The sequence below is a fragment of the Variovorax boronicumulans genome, assembly GCF_029892485.1.
In the GTDB taxonomy this organism is placed as follows: Bacteria; Pseudomonadota; Gammaproteobacteria; order Burkholderiales; family Burkholderiaceae_C; genus Variovorax; species Variovorax boronicumulans_B.
Genome location: NZ_JARXVG010000001.1, coordinates 251,897 through 267,057, shown reverse-complemented (window position 1 = coordinate 267,057; position 15,161 = coordinate 251,897). Strand labels below are relative to the sequence as shown.

The window sequence follows — 15,161 nt, the reverse complement described above, 5'->3', positions numbered from 1 at the left end:
CACCCATGTCTTCTTCCCGATTCTTCGTGCTGATTCCCTGTGCCGGCTCCGGCCACCGTGCGGGCGGCGTGCAGCCCAAGCAGTACCAGCGGCTGGCGGGAGCGTCGATGGTGGCGCACACGGTGGAGGCTTTTCGCGCCCTGGCCGGTCGTTTTGCAGGGCTGGCGGTGGTGGTGTCGCCCGACGACCGCGACGTGCAGGCCGCGCTGCCTCGCTTTCCGGGCGACGGCGAGTACCTGCTGCAAGTCGGCGGCCTGACCCGGGCGGCCACGGTGCGCAACGGCCTGGCGGCGCTGCGGCAAAAGGGCGCCGGGGCACACGACTGGGTGCTGGTGCACGACGCGGCGCGCTGCCTCGTCACCTCCAGCCAGATCGAGGCGCTGATCGCTGCCTGCGAACACGACGCCGTCGGCGGCCTGCTGGCGCACCGGCTGGCCGATACGCTGAAGGTGTCCTCGACCGACAGCCGTGTCGCCCAGACCCTCTCGCGCGCCGACAAGTGGCTGGCCCAGACGCCGCAGATGTTCCGCATCGGCATGCTGCTCGACGCGCTGGAGCGCGCGGGCGACGCGGTGACCGACGAGGCCAGCGCGATCGAAGCCATCGGCCTGTCACCGCTGCTGGTGCCGGGCAGCGCGCAGAACTTCAAGGTCACCTTTCCCGAAGATTTCGCATTGGCCGAGGCCGTTCTGCTCAGCCGCAAGAAAGCCATGCCATGACCGCAGCCCCCTTCAACATCCGCGTCGGCGAAGGCTGGGACATTCATCAACTGGTCGCAGGGCGCAAGCTCATCCTGGGCGGCATCGAGGTACCCCACACCACCGGCCTGCTGGGGCATTCGGATGCCGACGTGCTGCTGCACGCGATCACCGATGCGCTGCTGGGCGGCGCAGGCCTCGGCGACATCGGCCGGCATTTCCCCGACACCGATCCGCAATTTCGCGGCGCCGATTCGGCCGTGCTGCTGGCAGAGGCGGCACGCCGCGTGCGGGCCGCCGGCTGGGAGATCGGCAACGTCGACAGCACCGTGATCGCCCAGGCGCCGAAGCTGGCGCCGCACATCCCGCTCATGTGCCAGCGCATTGCGGACACGCTGGGCATCTCGCTCGATCAGGTCAACGTGAAGGCCAAGACGGCCGAGAAGCTTGGCCCGGTGGGCGAGGGCCGCGCGATGGAAGCGCGCGCGGCGGTCCTGCTGCACCGCTGAGCGGCTTCCTTCCCGATCAGCCGGGCTTCTTGCCGCCCGGTACTTCGCCCGGCTTGGGCGTCGGCATGGCGCGCGGCATGCGGATGTGGGCCGCGAGCCCGCGCCCCGGCGTGCTGGTGAGCGCGAAGGTGCCGCCCATGCGCTCGATGTTCTTCGCCACGATCGACAGGCCCAGGCCAGCACCCGCCGCCGAGGTGCGCGCCGCGTCGCCGCGGAAGAAGGGCTTGGTCAGCTGCGAGAGCAGGGCGGGCTCGACGCCCGCGCCGTGGTCGCGCACCTTGATCAGCACCGCATCGTTGTTCGCCTGCGCCTGGATCGTGACGTCCGCGACGCCGGTGGCCGGCGTCTTGCCGTAGCGCCGCGCGTTCTCGACCAGGTTGGAGATCACGCGGGTGAGCTCGACCTCGTCGCCCAGCACCCGCAGGTCGGCGGGCACCTCGACCTTGATGTTCATCTCCTCATAGTCCTGCACGGCGTAGGTGCAGGCATCGACCACGTCGCGCAGCAGCACGGGCCGCGGATCGACATGGTCGGGCCGCGCGTAGTCGAGGAACTTGTCGATGATCGCGTCGAGCTGGGCGATGTCGGCGGCCATGTGGTCGCGCGCATCTTCGTCGGCCACGCTCATCTCGGTTTCGAGCCGCAGCCGTGCGAGCGGCGTGCGCAGGTCGTGCGAGATGCCGGCCAGCATGATGGCGCGGTCCTGTTCGATCTTGGCGAGCTGGTCCGCCATGCGGTTGAAGCCGATGTTGACCGCGCGAATCTCGTTGGTGCGGGCGCGCTCGTCGAGCCGGTGCGCCTCGTATTCGCCTTCGCGCACCTGCATGGTCGCGCGCGACAGCTGCTTGAGCGGCAGGTTGATGAGCCGGGTGATCAGCGCCGCCCCGGCCAGCGAGAGCGCCATCGCGGTGCTGAGCCAGACCAGCCAGGTGCGCCCGCCCACGCGGCTGAAGCGCGTGGGGTCGAGCAGCAGCCAGTAGGTGTCGCTCTCGATGGTGAAGCCGATCCACAGGCCAGCCTCGTCGTTGACGCGGCTGGCCACGGTGGTGCCTTCGCCGAGTTGGTCGATCAGCTCCTCGGTGACGCGCTGGTCGAGCGCGCCGCTGGTGTAGGGCTGGAAGCGGTCGTTGGGCTCGCGCGGCAGGATGCGCACGCCTTCCTGGTCGGCCAGCGTCTTGATCAGCGACACCCGCGTGATGGCGTCCGAATACACCAGCGCCGCGCGCGTGAGGTTCACGAGCGAGGCGATCTGGTGGGCAGTTTGAATGGCGCGCGGCTCGTATTCGAGCGAGCGGAAAGTCTGCAGCCAGGCGACCGTACAGCCGATCAGCAGCAGTGCGAGCAGGAAGAAAGTGCGCCAGAAAAGGCTGAAGCCCAGCTTGAGGCCGGGGCGGCGGTCACGCGCCGCGCTGGCCTCCAGCGGGCTCGGCATCGTGACCTGCGCGCCGTCCTCCTGCGCCTGGCCGGGTCTGGCAGATGGGCCGATGGCCACCTCTCAGCGGCGGCTCAGGCCGTGCCGTCCGGCACGAACACGTAGCCCACGCCCCAGACGGTCTGGATGTAGCGCGGCGCCGCGGCATCGGACTCGACGAGCTTGCGCAGGCGCGAGATCTGCACGTCCAGGCTGCGGTCGAAGGGTTCGAACTCGCGGCCGCGCGCCAGTTGGGCGAGCTTTTCGCGCGACAGCGGCTGGCGCGGATGGCGCACCAGCGCCTTGAGCATCGCGAACTCGCCGGTGGTCAGCGAGAGCTCTTCGCCGTCCTTCTTGAGCGTGCGCGAGCCGAGGTCGAAGGCGAACGGACCGAAGGTGACGGTCTCGTTCTCGGTGGAGGGCGCGCCGGGCGCTTCGAGCGGCGGACGGCGGCGCAGCACGGCGTGCACCCGGGCCAGCAGTTCGCGGGGGTTGAAAGGCTTGCCGAGGTAGTCGTCGGCGCCGACTTCGAGGCCGACGATGCGGTCGACGTCTTCACCCTTGGCGGTGAGCATGATGATCGGCGTGCGGTCGTTGGCGGCACGCAGGCGGCGGCAGACGGAGAGGCCGTCTTCCCCCGGCATCATCAGGTCGAGCACGATCAGGTCGACCGTGTCGCGCAACAGGATGCGGTTGAGCGCCTTGCCGTCCTCGGCCACGATCACTTCGAAGCCTTCCTGGGTCAGGTAGCGGCGAAGAAGGTCACGGATGCGGGCGTCGTCGTCGACGATCACGATCTTGTCTGTGCGAGCGGGAACTTGAGTCATTTCTACAACGTTGAATTTGTAACAGCGCCGATTCTGAAGGCGTTAGCACCCCATCGAGCCGGAATTGCCGATGGTTTGACACTAAGTTACAAAACTTGCGGAAGCTCGCCCTATGGTCATCCGGCGTTAGCGCAGCAGTGGCAAAGTTCCCCTGCCTTATCCAAATACCCAATGAGACTGCCTTCTTCCGCACTGCCATTGCTTCTTGTCTGCGCCTGTGGTTCCGCATGGGCTGTTTCCGGTGACTTTTTCAGGGTCGGCGAGGTGCGCCGCAGCGAGGTGCGGGACGCAGTGGCCGCCCATCGGGCGGCGCAGCGCGAGGAAATCCGCCGTGAAGAGGCTGCCGCCGGCAGGCGTCTGACCGCCGCCGAACTGTTCGAGTTGCGGCAGCAGGTGCGGGGGCTGTGGACACCGCCGAGCTCGGGCATCCTGGCCAATTCGGCAGAATCGCAGCCAGCCGAGCGGATCGTGCCGGCACCGATGCCCACCGCCCGTTCGCTGATCGCGCCGCGCAGCCAGCGTCCCTGAGGGCCCTGGCGCGGGTTCCTCGCCATCCATCTCCAGGGAGTCCCTTGTCTTGAAGAAAATCAAATTGCTTGCTGTTTGCGCCGTCCTGGCCGCTGCCGGTTCCGCACTGGCCCAGAACGTGGTCGCTCCGGCGCCGCAGAACGTGCTCCAGCTCACCGCCTCCGGAACGGTCGAGGTCCAGCAGGACCTGCTGAGCATGACGCTGGTGACCACCCGCGACGCGGCCGACGCAGCCACCGTGCAGACCCAGCTCAAGGCCGCGCTCGACGCCGCCTTGACCGAAGCCAAAAAGAACGCGCAGGCCGGCCAACTCGACGTGCGCACCGGCAACTTCAGCCTCTCGCCGCGCTACACGAAGGACGGCAGGATCAACGGCTGGCAGGGCTCGACTGAAATGGTGCTCGAAGGCCGCGACTTCCCGCGCATCACCCAGACGGCCGGCCGCATCAGCACGCTCAGCGTGGGCAACGTCGGTTTCGGGCTCAGCCGCGAACAGCGCGCCAAGACCGAGGCCGAAGCGCAGAACATCGCGATCGAGAACTTCAAGCAGAAGGCCAACGAGCTGGCCAAGGGCTTCGGCTTCGGCGGCTACACGCTGCGCGAGGTGTCGGTGAACGCGAACGACGGCGGCCCGATCCGCCCGCGCGTGATGGCGATGCAGGCCAAGTCGTTCTCGGCCGATTCGGCCGTGCCGGTCGAAGCCGGCAAGACCAGTGTGGTCGTGAGCGTGTCGGGGTCGGTGCAGCTCAAGTAAAGAGCGCAAGCCCCCCCTGGATGGCGCTTTATTGCGCGGTCCAGCCGCCGTCCATCTGCCAGGCCACGCCGCGCACTTGGTCGGCGGCGGGCGAGCAGAGGAAGACCGCAAGGCCGCCGAGCTGCTCGACCGTCGTGAACTGCAGCGAAGGCTGTTTCTCCCCCAGCAGATCGTTTTGCGCCTGCGTGGCCGAGATGCCTTCGCGGGCCGCGCGGTCGTCGATCTGCTTCTGCACGAGCTGCGTCAGCACCCAGCCGGGGCAGATCGCATTGCTGGTGATGCCGGTGGTTGCGGTTTCGAGCGCGACCGACTTGGTGAAGCCGACGATGCCGTGCTTTGCCGCCACATAGGCCGATTTCTGCGCCGAGGCGACCAGGCCGTGTGCCGATGCCACGTTGATGATGCGGCCCCAGTTGGCCTCGCGCATCGCGGGAATCGCCAGGCGCGTCGTATGGAATGCGCTTGTGAGGTTGATTGCGATGATCGCGTCCCAACGTTCGACCGGGAAGTCCTCGACCTTGGCGACGTGCTGGATGCCGGCGTTGTTCACGAGGATGTCGACGCGGCCGAATTTCGACGCGGCGAACTTCATCATGTCCTCGATCTCGCCGGGCTTGCTCATGTCAGCGCCGTGGTACTCGGCGCGAACGCCGAGCGCTTCGATCTGGGCCTTGGGCATTTCGGCATCGCCGAAGCCGTTGAGCACGATGTGTGCGCCTTGCTGGGCGAGCGACTTGGCAATGGCGAAGCCAATGCCGCTGGTGGACCCCGTGACAAGCGCGGTTTTGCCTTTGAGCATGAAGATCAATCTCCGGATGAATTAGGATGCAACGAGACCATTATCCGCACCACGACTCTCCCGTTTTCATGACCGAACCGACGCTTCATTACGTGGCATGCGACGACGCCCAGGGCGGCCATCGCATGGCCTATTGGCAATGGGGCGACGAACGCAGCGCGCATGTCGTGCTTTGCGTTCACGGGCTCACCCGGCAAGGGCGCGACTTCGACGTGCTGGCACAGGCCATCGTGGCGTGCGCGGGCGGCGATGTGCGGGTGATCTGCCCGGATGTCGTGGGGCGCGGGCGCAGCGACTGGCTGCGCGATCCGGCGTTCTATCAGGTGCCTGTCTACGCAGCCGACATGGTCGCGCTGATCGCGCAACTGCAGCGCGAACAGGCCATCGAAACACTGGATTATTTCGGCACCAGCATGGGCGGGCTGATCGGCTTCGTGCTGGCGGGCCACAAGGAGCTGCCGCTCGCACGGCCGGTGCGCCGCTTCATCGCGAACGATGTCGGCCCGACCATCGAGCCCGTCGCGTTGCAGCGCATCGCCGCGTATGTGGGGCAGGGCGGACGTTATGGCAGCGTGAAGGAAGCGGCCGATGCGATGTGGGCGATCTCGACCAGCTTCGGGCCGCACACGCCCGAGCAGTGGCTTGCGCTTTCGCAGCACATGGTGGTGCCTGCGTCGCAGCGCACGGCCGATGGTGCTGCCAAGGTCGACGCGGCCGACGACAGCGCTTCTGATTCCTGGATGCTTCACTACGACCCGGCCATCGCCGTGGCATTGCGCGCCATCACGCCCGAAGCGGCGGCACAGGGCGGCGCGATCATGTGGAGCCTGTACGACGTTATCACTGCGCGCACGCTGGTGACACGCGGCGCCGAGTCGGACCTGCTGTCGCGCGAGACCGCGAAGGCCATGACGCAGCGCGGCCCGAAGGCGGCGCTGGTCGAGTTCGAAGGTGTGGGCCATGCGCCGACATTCATCGATCCCGCGCAGGTTGCGGTCGTCACATCCTTCCTGTTCGATTGATGGGGTGAAAGCGTGAAGCGCGAGTCCTCGAGCCTGCAGACGGCACCCCTGTCCGATACCGCCGTGGTCGACTATCCGCTGTCGGCCGCAACGGCCGACCGCACGCCGGTGATCGAGAACATGCTCGCTCGTGCGCGCGCATTCGCCGAGCCATTGATCGCCGATGAGAAGCTCGACACCGGCGAGAACACGCTGGCACATGCCGATGCAGTGGCCGCCATCGTCGCGAAGATGGGTGGCTCCGAAGCGATGCAGGCAGCGAGCTATCTCGTCTATTCGTGCCAGCACCTGAACCGGCCGCAGGAGGTGATCGCCAAGGTGTTCGGCGACAACTTCGCGGCGCTCGCGGTCGAGACCACCAAGCTGGTGCGCGTGCAGGAGCAGGCCCGCTCGGCATCGCAGGGCCATCACGGCGAGGGAGCGGGTGCGCAGACCGAGAACGTGCGCAAGATGCTGCTGGCGTTTTCGCGCGACCTGCGCGTCGTGATGCTGCGGCTGGCCTCTCGCCTGCAGACCTTGCGCCATGCGGCCGCCAGCAAGCAGCCGGCGCCCGAGAGCGTGGCGCGCGAGTCGCTGCAGGTGTTCGCGCCGCTGGCCAATCGCCTGGGCATCTGGCAGGTGAAGTGGGAGATCGAGGATCTTTCGTTCCGCTTCATCGAACCGGAAACCTACAAGCTGATTGCGCGGCTGCTCGACGAGAAGCGCATCGAGCGCGAAGGCCACATCGAGCAATTGCGTTCGGAGCTCGAGCGCGAGCTGCAGGCCGAAGGCGTGCACGCCACGGTGCAGGGACGGCCCAAGAACATCTACAGCATCGTCAAGAAGATGCGCGGCAAGTCGCTCGACTTCGCGCAGGTGTTCGACATCCTCGCGCTGCGCGTGGTGGTCGCGGACGTGAAGGACTGCTATGCGGCACTGGCCTGGGTGCACACGCATTTCCAGCCCATCGACGAGGAGTTCGACGACTACATCGCGCGGCCCAAGCCGAACGGCTACCAGTCGCTGCACACCGTGGTGCGCGAGTTGGTCGATGGCAAGCCGGGCAAGCCGATCGAGATCCAGATTCGCACTGAAGAAATGCACGATCACGCCGAGCATGGCGTGGCTGCGCACTGGGCCTACAAGGAAGCGGGACACAAGGGCTATGCGGGCGTCTGGGCAAGCGGCGAGTACGACGCGAAGATCGCGGTGCTGCGTCAGTTGCTGGCGTGGGAGCGCGATCTCTCAGGCGGCTTGCAAGGGCAGGGCCTGTTCGACGATCGCATCTACGTGCTGACGCCCGACGCGGCCATCGTCGAATTGCCGCAGGGCGCAACGCCGGTGGACTTTGCCTACACGGTGCACACCACGCTGGGCCATCGCTGCCGCGGCGCGCGCGTCGATGGGGCGATGGTGCCGCTCAACACGCCGCTGTCGAACGGGCAGACGGTCGAGATCATTGCGGCCAAGGAAGGCGGCCCGTCGCGCGATTGGCTCAATGCCGAACTGGGTTATCTGGCGAGTCACCGTGCACGCGCCAAGGTGCGCGCGTGGTTCAACGCGCAGATCACGCACGAGACCGTCGCACGCGGACGCGAAGCCGTCGAGAAGCTGCTTCAGCGCGAAGGCAAGACGGCCATGCGGCTCGAGGACCTGGCGTCACAGCTCGGCTTCAAGTCGGCGGACCATCTGTTCGAGGTGGTCGGCAAGGACGAGTTTTCGCTGCGCAACATCGAGACGCTGCTGCGTCCGCCGGAGCCGGCGCCGAATCCCGACGATGGGGTACAGATCAAGAAAGCGCGCGGCAGCGAGAAGTCCGGCAAGGGCGGCGTGCTGGTGGTGGGCGTGTCGTCGCTGATGACGCAACTCGCCAAGTGCTGCAAGCCCGCACCGCCCGATGCCATCAGCGGCTTCGTGACGCGCGGCCACGGCGTCAGCGTGCACCGCAGCGATTGCAGCAACTTCCGCACGATGGCTGCGCGCGATGGCGAGCGTGTGATCGATGTCGAATGGGGCGCCACGAAGAAGGGCGGCGATGCGCCGGTGTACGCGGTGGACGTGTCCGTCGAAGCAGCCGACCGCCAAGGGCTGCTGCGCGATATCTCGGATGTGTTCGCTCGAGAAAAGATGAACGTGATCGGTGTGCAGACGCAATCGGTGAAGGGCACGGCGTGGATGACCTTTACCGTGGAAATCGCCGATGCAGCGCGGCTGACGCAGGTGCTCGGCATCGTCACTGCAGTTGTTGGTGTGCGATCTGCACGTCGCCGCTGAAAAGCGTGTTTTCTCCTGCTACAATAGCTGCTTCTCGGACACATCCTTAGGCGCGTAGCTCAGCTGGTTAGAGCACCACCTTGACATGGTGGGGGTCGTTGGTTCGAGTCCAATCGCGCCTACCAATTTCTGTTCCAACTCCCGGCCAACCACCGGGTCTGTTGAACAGAGCTTTCACCGGGTTCCCCGGTGTTTCAATCGTCCCTTGTGGTGATGCAGATAAAGACCATGGCCATGTTGTTGTGCTACTTTGGCCGTCTTGCAAATCCATTCCCAATTCCTTGACCAGCGATCCGATGAATACGCGATCAACGTTTGTTGATCGGGCGCATGCCGACATGCGCATTGCCGCGTTGTTGCGGCAGGCCCCCATCGAGTTTGCGCGCGCGGTCTACGGCATCAACGATTGCGCAAGTGGTCGTACCGACACCATGGCGGCACGCGAAGTGGCCCGCGCCCAACGACAGGGCGTATCGGTGACCGAAGAGCGCGCCGAGCAGCGCGCCCGAGCCTACCTGCCGACCCTGGGCCAAGAGCACTGCCCGCGGTGCTGGGTGGTCTACGGGCACAAGTGTCCGCTCCGCTTTCGCGATGCCACCGACGAGCGCCCGGAAACGGCGGCCTGCCACGCGTGCGGTGCCGAGTACGCGACATCGCGGGACTGAAGGTGCGGCGCGCGGTCAGGGTAAACCTTGTCGCGGTGCAGCAAAACCGCTCCCTAGAATCATCCGATGACATGGGCGTCCATGTGAAGGAGTTCGCAGTGCAGAGCAAGAAGTCCGGGGTCAAACCGGTACAGCGTGTGATCAAGAAGTACCCCAACCGAAGGCTCTACGACACCGAGACATCCACGTACATCACCCTGACCGAGGTGAAGCAGCTGGTCATCCAGAATGCCCAGTTCGTGGTGCGCGATGCCAAGACCGGCGACGACCTCACGCGCAGCATCTTGCTGCAGATCATCCTGGAAGAAGAGGCGGGCGGCGCGCCGATGTTCACCGAGCAGGTGCTGGCCAACATCATCCGTTTCTACGGTCAGGCGATGCAGGGCTACATGGGGCCCTATCTCGAGAAGAACATCCAGGCCATGACCGAAGTGCAGGCCCAACTCGCCGACAAGGCCGAAGGCCTGACGCCCGAGATGTGGTCGAAATTCATGACGATGCAGTCGCCGATGCTCCAGGGGCTCATGGGCAACTACGTCGAACAATCGAAGAATGTCTTCCTGCAGATGCAGGAGCAGATGCAGAAAAACACCGAGCAGGTGCTGGGGGCCTTTGGCATCAAGCGTCCCTGAGCGCTTCCGGGCCGCGCAAAGGCGGGGCTTGCCCAATGATTGCCCGGCTGTCGCCGATAGCTGGGACAATAGAGGGATATGAGCGAAGTTGCCTCCCCCGAACGAATGACCGTGTCGACCGCCCCCAAGGTCGGCTTTGTGAGCCTGGGCTGCCCCAAGGCCCTGACCGATTCCGAACTGATCCTGACCCGGCTGAGCGCCGAGGGCTACCAGACCTCCAAGACCTTCGAAGGTGCCGATCTGGTGATCGTCAACACCTGCGGCTTCATCGACGATGCCGTGAAGGAAAGCCTCGACACCATCGGTGAAGCGCTGGCTGAGAACGGCCGCGTCATCGTCACCGGCTGCCTGGGCGCCAAGACCGGCGACCAGGGCGGCAACCTGGTGCGCCAGATGCACCCGAGTGTGCTGGCCGTCACCGGTCCGCACGCCACGCAAGAGGTGATGGATGCGGTGCATGCCAGCCTGCCCAAGCCGCACGATCCCTTCATCGACCTGGTGCCGAGCACGTTCGGCATCGCCGGCCTCAAGCTGACGCCGCGCCACTATGCGTACCTGAAGATCAGCGAAGGCTGCAATCACCGCTGCACCTTCTGCATCATCCCTTCGATGCGCGGCGACCTCGTGTCGCGGCCGGTGGGCGATGTGCTCGGCGAGGCCAAGGCCCTGTTCGAAGGTGGTGTGAAGGAACTGCTGGTGATCAGCCAGGACACCTCCGCCTACGGCGTCGACGTGAAGTACCGCACCGGTTTCTGGGATGGCAAGCCGGTCAAGACCCGCATGCTCGAACTGGTGCGCACGCTCGGCGAGATCGCCGAGCCTTACGGTGCCTGGGTTCGCCTGCACTATGTGTACCCGTACCCTAGCGTCGACGAAATCATTCCGCTGATGGCGAGCGGCCAGGTGCTGCCGTACCTCGACGTGCCGCTGCAGCACAGCCATCCCGATGTGCTCAAGCGCATGAAGCGCCCGGCCAGCGGCGAGAAGAACCTGGAACGGCTCGCGCGTTGGCGCGAGGTGTGCCCGGAGCTCGTGATCCGCAGCACCTTCATCGCCGGCTTTCCTGGCGAGACGGAGCAGGAGTTCGAGCATCTGCTCGACTTCATCCGTGAAGCGGAGATCGACCGCGCCGGTTGCTTTGCCTACAGCCCGGTCGAAGGCGCGACCGCCAACGACATTCCTGGCATGTTGCCTGCGGCCGAGCGTGAAGCGCGTCGCGCGCGCTTCATGGAAGTGGCTGAAGCTGTGTCGATCGCCAAGCTGCAACGCCGCATCGGCGCGACGATGCAGGTGCTGGTGGATTCGGCTCCCGGCATGGGCCGCAAGGGCGGGGTGGGGCGCACCTACGCCGACGCACCGGAGATCGACGGCACCGTGCGGCTGCTGCCGCCCGAGAAGATCAGCAAGACGCTGAAGGTTGGCGAGTTCACCCGCGCGCGCATCGTTGGCGCCGAGGGCCATGACCTGATTGCGCTGCCCGTTTGATGATTCGAACAGGCAAGAAAAAAGCCACCGGATGCCGGTGGCTTCAATCGAAAGACCTGGTAAGGGTCTGTTTAACCTTGGTGCCCAGAAGAGGACTCGAACCTCCACGATGTTACTCGCTAGTACCTGAAACTAGTGCGTCTACCAATTCCGCCATCTGGGCTTTTCAGGAAAGCCTACGAGTATACCAAATCGGATGCCGCTTTTTCGCGGCTTCGAAGCGGTTCGTGGGCTATTCGATGCAGGTTCGAATTCGAGCAGGCAAGAAAAAAGCCACCGGAGGCCGGTGGCTTGAATCGAAAGACCCGATGAGGGTCTGTTTAAACTTGGTGCCCAGAAGAGGACTCGAACCTCCACGATGTTACTCGCTAGTACCTGAAACTAGTGCGTCTACCAATTCCGCCATCTGGGCCCACGTAACTGCAAAAGCAGGTACGTTTTGAATTTCAGGAAAGAAGGAGATCATATCAAAAATAATGTCAATTCCAGCGGCTTGCTGGACGAATTCGAAGGCACTGTTCAAGGACATCGCGACGGTCACGGCTTCGTGCAACGCGATGACGGCGAGGCAGACATCTACCTGCCCCCGAACGAGATGCGCGCGGTGCTGCACAAGGACCGCGTCAAGGCGCGCGTCGTGCGCCAGGACCGCCGCGGTCGTCCCGAAGGACGCGTGGTCGAGATCGTCGAGCGCCCCGAGCAGCCCATCATCGGCCGCCTGTTGCACGAGGGCGGCATCTGGCTCGTAGCCCCTGAAGACAAGCGCTATGGTCAGGACGTCCTGATCCCCAAGGGCGCGACCGGTCCCGCGAAGGTAGGGCAGGTGGTCGTGGTGCAACTCACAGAGCCGCCGGCACTGTTCGGTCAACCCGTGGGCCGCGTGCGTGAAGTGCTGGGCGAGATCGACGACCCCGGCATGGAGATCGAGATCGCCGTGCGCAAGTACGGCGTGCCGCACGAGTTCTCCGCGGAATGCCTGGCCGAAGCCAAGGCACTCCCCGAGAAAGTCCGTCCCGCCGACAAGAAGGGCCGCGTCGACCTGACCGACATCCCGCTCGTCACCATCGACGGTGAAGACGCCCGCGACTTCGACGACGCCGTGTATTGCGAGCCCGCCAAGGTGGGCCGCAGCAAGGGTTGGCGCCTGCTGGTCGCAATCGCCGACGTCAGTGCCTATGTGCAGACCGGTTCGGCGATCGACATCGACGCGTACGACCGCGCCACCAGCGTCTACTTTCCGCGCCGCGTCATCCCGATGCTGCCCGAGAAGCTCTCGAACGGCCTGTGCTCGCTGAACCCCGAGGTCGAGCGCCTGTGCATGGTGTGCGACATGCTCGTGGCTGCCGACGGCGAGATCTACGCGTACCAGTTCTATCCGGCCGTGATGTTCAGCCATGCGCGCTTCACGTACACCGAAGTCGCTGCGATCCTCGGCAACACGCGCGGCCCGGAAGCTGCCAAGCGCAAGGACCGCGTCAAGGACCTGCTGAACCTTGCCGATGTCTACAAGGCACTGCTCAAGCAGCGCGGCAAGCGCGGTGCGGTCGACTTCGAAACCACCGAGACGCAGATCATCTGCGACGACGCCGGCCGCATCGAGAAGATCGTGCCGCGCACGCGCAACGAGGCGCACCGCCTGATCGAGGAAGCGATGCTCGCGGCCAACGTCTGCAGCGCCGACTTCATTGCCGAAGGCAAGCACCCGGGCCTGTTCCGCGTGCACGAAGGCCCGACGCCGGAGAAAAAGGAAATCCTGCGCGGCTACCTCAAGGCCATGGGCGTGGGCCTCACGATCACCGACGATCCGAAGCCGGGTGAGTTCCAGGCGATTGCCGAAGCCACCAAGGAGCGCCCCGACGCGCAGCAGATCCACACCATGCTGCTGCGCTCGATGCAGCAGGCGATCTACACGCCGTTCAACAGCGGCCACTTCGGCTTGGCCTACGAGGCGTACACGCATTTCACCAGTCCGATCCGTCGTTATCCCGACCTCTTGGTGCACCGCGTGATCAAGGCGATCCTCACCAAGACGCGCTACCAGTTGCCGATGCTGCCGACCCCGGGCGAGGCGCATGCCAAGCTGGCCAAGCGCCTCGCCTCGCGCGTGAAGGCGCCGACGACCAAGCCGCAGAAGGCGACCATCGCGCCCACCAAGGAAGTGCTGGCCTGGGAAGCCGCGGGCCTGCATTGCAGCGCCAACGAGCGCCGTGCCGACGAGGCCAGCCGCGACGTCGAGGCCTGGCTCAAGTGCAAGTACATGCGCGAGCACCTGGGCGAGGAATATGGCGGCGTGGTCACCGCGGCAACGACCTTCGGCATCTTCGTCACGCTCGACGCGATGTACGTCGAGGGCCTGGTGCACATCACCGAGCTCGGCGGCGAATACTTCAAGTTCGACGAGATGCGCCAGGAGCTGCGCGGCGAGCGCACCGGCATCCGCTATGCCATCGGCACGCGGGTGCGGGTGCAGGTGAGCCGCGTCGACCTGGACGGCCGCAAGATCGACTTCCGCCTCGTGCGTGAAGGCGAAGACCTCACGGCGCGCGCCATGAAGGACAAGGGTGCCGCATCCGGCGGCGTGCCGGTCAAGGCGTCGGCCAAGCGCGGTTCGCGCCACAAGGCAGAGGCGACCACCAGCGACCAGCGGGCAGACCGCAGCACGGCTGCGGTTGCCGCCGGGCCGCAGTCGGCGATGCAGGCCTTCAAGTCGGCGGTCAAGAAGGCCGCCAACAAGATGAAGGGGCGCAAGCCCCGCCGTGGATAAAAGCCACCTCCACCCGATACGACAGACAAAGAAGGAGACATTGAGCATGAGCGTTGAAAGCAATAACAAGGGCCGCATCGCGATCGTCACCGGCGCGGGTTCCGGCATCGGCCGGGCCGCCGCGCTGGCGCTGCTGGGCGATGGCTGGAGCGTGGTCCTCGCGGGCCGTCGCCTGGAGCCGCTGGAGCAGGTGGCCGAAGAGTCGGGCGCCGGTGCGCGCGCCTTCGCGGTGCCGACCGATGTGTCGAATGCGGAATCGGTGCAGTCGCTCTTCGCCGCCACGGTGGAGCGCTACGGCCGCGTCGACCTGCTGTTCAATAACGCCGGCGTCGGCAACCCGCCGGGGCCGTTCGAGGACTGGACGCCCGCGCAATGGCAAGGCGTGGTCGACATCAACCTCACCGGCATGTTCTTCTGCATCCAGCAGGCGTTCCGCACGATGAAGGCGCAGGTGCCGATGGGCGGCCGCATCATCAACAACGGCTCCATCTCGGCCACCGCGCCGCGTCCGAACTCGATGGCGTACACAGCAACCAAGCATGCGGTCGAAGGTCTGACCAAGACAGCATCGCTTGATGGCCGCAAGTACGACATTGCCGTGGGCCAGGTCGACGTAGGCAATGCGATGACCGAACTGGCTGCGCGCATGGCCAAGGGCGTGCCGCAGGCGAATGGGGAGCTCGCGATCGAGCCGCTGATCGACGTCAAGATCGTCGGCCAGTCGGTGCTCTACATGGCGAACCTGCCGCTGGAAGCCAACGTCCTGTTCCACACGATCATGGCGACGAAGATGCCCTTCGTCGGACGCGGCTAG

Annotated in this window: 14 protein-coding genes and 3 tRNA genes; 12 read left to right on the top strand and 5 right to left on the bottom strand. The window is 65.6% G+C overall.

The window, feature by feature from the left end:
- Positions 1–5 precede the first annotated feature (5 nt).
- A complete protein-coding gene (gene ispD / locus M2282_RS01280; protein ID WP_280806988.1) occupies positions 6–719 on the top strand; it encodes a 2-C-methyl-D-erythritol 4-phosphate cytidylyltransferase in 714 nt (237 codons plus the stop codon).
- Positions 716–1,207: a 2-C-methyl-D-erythritol 2,4-cyclodiphosphate synthase gene (gene ispF, locus M2282_RS01275; protein WP_280806987.1), complete on the top strand. Its 492-nt coding sequence runs from the start codon at positions 716–718 to the stop codon at positions 1,205–1,207. Before ispD ends, ispF begins: the two co-directional genes overlap by 4 nt.
- 16 nt (positions 1,208–1,223) lie before the next feature.
- Here ispF and M2282_RS01270 read toward each other — a convergent pair whose 3' ends face one another.
- A complete protein-coding gene (locus M2282_RS01270) occupies positions 1,224–2,639 on the bottom strand; it encodes a sensor histidine kinase (protein ID WP_280807702.1) in 1,416 nt (471 codons plus the stop codon).
- A gap of 74 nt (positions 2,640–2,713) precedes the next feature.
- Positions 2,714–3,445, bottom strand: a complete 732-nt coding sequence (gene ompR / locus M2282_RS01265) for an osmolarity response regulator transcription factor OmpR (RefSeq protein ID WP_007837017.1) — start codon at positions 3,443–3,445, stop codon at positions 2,714–2,716.
- 171 nt (positions 3,446–3,616) lie between these two features.
- On the opposite strand from ompR, the gene M2282_RS01260 reads away from it, so the two are divergent.
- Positions 3,617–3,973: a hypothetical protein gene (locus tag M2282_RS01260; protein ID WP_280806986.1), complete on the top strand. Its 357-nt coding sequence runs from the start codon at positions 3,617–3,619 to the stop codon at positions 3,971–3,973.
- 49 nt (positions 3,974–4,022) lie between these two features.
- The gene (locus M2282_RS01255; protein WP_280806985.1) at positions 4,023–4,727 is read left to right on the top strand and encodes an SIMPL domain-containing protein; all 705 of its coding nucleotides are present in this window, start codon (positions 4,023–4,025) and stop codon (positions 4,725–4,727) included.
- A gap of 28 nt (positions 4,728–4,755) precedes the next feature.
- Here M2282_RS01255 and M2282_RS01250 read toward each other — a convergent pair whose 3' ends face one another.
- Positions 4,756–5,526, bottom strand: a complete 771-nt coding sequence (locus M2282_RS01250) for a 3-hydroxybutyrate dehydrogenase (protein ID WP_280806984.1) — start codon at positions 5,524–5,526, stop codon at positions 4,756–4,758.
- Between the two features lie 26 nt (positions 5,527–5,552).
- Between M2282_RS01250 and M2282_RS01245 the strand changes: the two genes are divergently transcribed.
- From M2282_RS01245 to rimO, 6 genes are all read left to right on the top strand, one after another.
- A complete protein-coding gene (locus M2282_RS01245) occupies positions 5,553–6,548 on the top strand; it encodes an alpha/beta fold hydrolase (RefSeq protein ID WP_280806983.1) in 996 nt (331 codons plus the stop codon).
- A gap of 63 nt (positions 6,549–6,611) precedes the next feature.
- The gene (locus M2282_RS01240; RefSeq protein ID WP_280807701.1) at positions 6,612–8,801 is read left to right on the top strand and encodes a RelA/SpoT family protein; all 2,190 of its coding nucleotides are present in this window, start codon (positions 6,612–6,614) and stop codon (positions 8,799–8,801) included.
- A gap of 48 nt (positions 8,802–8,849) precedes the next feature.
- Positions 8,850–8,926 (top strand) — tRNA-Val (locus M2282_RS01235).
- 156 nt (positions 8,927–9,082) lie between these two features.
- Entirely contained in the window at positions 9,083–9,466 is a 384-nt protein-coding gene (locus M2282_RS01230; protein ID WP_280806982.1) for a hypothetical protein, read from the top strand.
- 71 nt (positions 9,467–9,537) lie between these two features.
- Positions 9,538–10,098, top strand: coding sequence for a polyhydroxyalkanoate synthesis repressor PhaR (gene phaR, locus M2282_RS01225; protein ID WP_280806981.1), 561 nt, complete (start codon positions 9,538–9,540; stop codon positions 10,096–10,098).
- Positions 10,099–10,176: 78 nt separating this feature from the next.
- Positions 10,177–11,583 carry a 30S ribosomal protein S12 methylthiotransferase RimO gene (gene rimO, locus M2282_RS01220; protein WP_280806980.1) on the top strand — a complete coding sequence of 469 codons (1,407 nt, stop codon included), beginning with the start codon at positions 10,177–10,179 and terminating at the stop codon, positions 11,581–11,583.
- Positions 11,584–11,661: 78 nt separating this feature from the next.
- Here rimO and M2282_RS01215 read toward each other — a convergent pair.
- Together M2282_RS01215 and M2282_RS01210 are read right to left on the bottom strand one after the other, a co-directional pair.
- Positions 11,662–11,746 (bottom strand) — tRNA-Leu (locus M2282_RS01215).
- A gap of 164 nt (positions 11,747–11,910) precedes the next feature.
- Positions 11,911–11,995 (bottom strand) — tRNA-Leu (locus M2282_RS01210).
- 81 nt (positions 11,996–12,076) lie between these two features.
- Here M2282_RS01210 and rnr point away from each other — a divergent pair.
- Entirely contained in the window at positions 12,077–14,347 is a 2,271-nt protein-coding gene (rnr, locus tag M2282_RS01205) for a ribonuclease R (RefSeq protein WP_432422856.1), read from the top strand.
- Positions 14,348–14,393: 46 nt separating this feature from the next.
- Positions 14,394–15,161, top strand: coding sequence for an SDR family oxidoreductase (locus tag M2282_RS01200; RefSeq protein WP_093433108.1), 768 nt, complete (start codon positions 14,394–14,396; stop codon positions 15,159–15,161).

Excerpts from the sequence above, each read along its gene's own strand:
- ispD (WP_280806988.1), top strand. The coding sequence starts at position 6 with ATGTCTTCTTCCCGATTCTTCGTGCTGATTCCCTGTGCCGGCTCCGGC.
- ispF (WP_280806987.1), top strand. The coding sequence starts at position 716 with ATGACCGCAGCCCCCTTCAACATCCGCGTCGGCGAAGGCTGGGACATT.
- M2282_RS01270 (WP_280807702.1), bottom strand. The coding sequence starts at position 2,639 with ATGCCGAGCCCGCTGGAGGCCAGCGCGGCGCGTGACCGCCGCCCCGGC.
- ompR (WP_007837017.1), bottom strand. The coding sequence starts at position 3,445 with ATGACTCAAGTTCCCGCTCGCACAGACAAGATCGTGATCGTCGACGAC.
- M2282_RS01260 (WP_280806986.1), top strand. The coding sequence starts at position 3,617 with ATGAGACTGCCTTCTTCCGCACTGCCATTGCTTCTTGTCTGCGCCTGT.
- M2282_RS01250 (WP_280806984.1), bottom strand. The coding sequence starts at position 5,526 with ATGCTCAAAGGCAAAACCGCGCTTGTCACGGGGTCCACCAGCGGCATT.
- M2282_RS01245 (WP_280806983.1), top strand. The coding sequence starts at position 5,553 with ATGCAACGAGACCATTATCCGCACCACGACTCTCCCGTTTTCATGACC.
- phaR (WP_280806981.1), top strand. The coding sequence starts at position 9,538 with ATGGGCGTCCATGTGAAGGAGTTCGCAGTGCAGAGCAAGAAGTCCGGG.
- rimO (WP_280806980.1), top strand. The coding sequence starts at position 10,177 with ATGAGCGAAGTTGCCTCCCCCGAACGAATGACCGTGTCGACCGCCCCC.
- M2282_RS01200 (WP_093433108.1), top strand. The coding sequence starts at position 14,394 with ATGAGCGTTGAAAGCAATAACAAGGGCCGCATCGCGATCGTCACCGGC.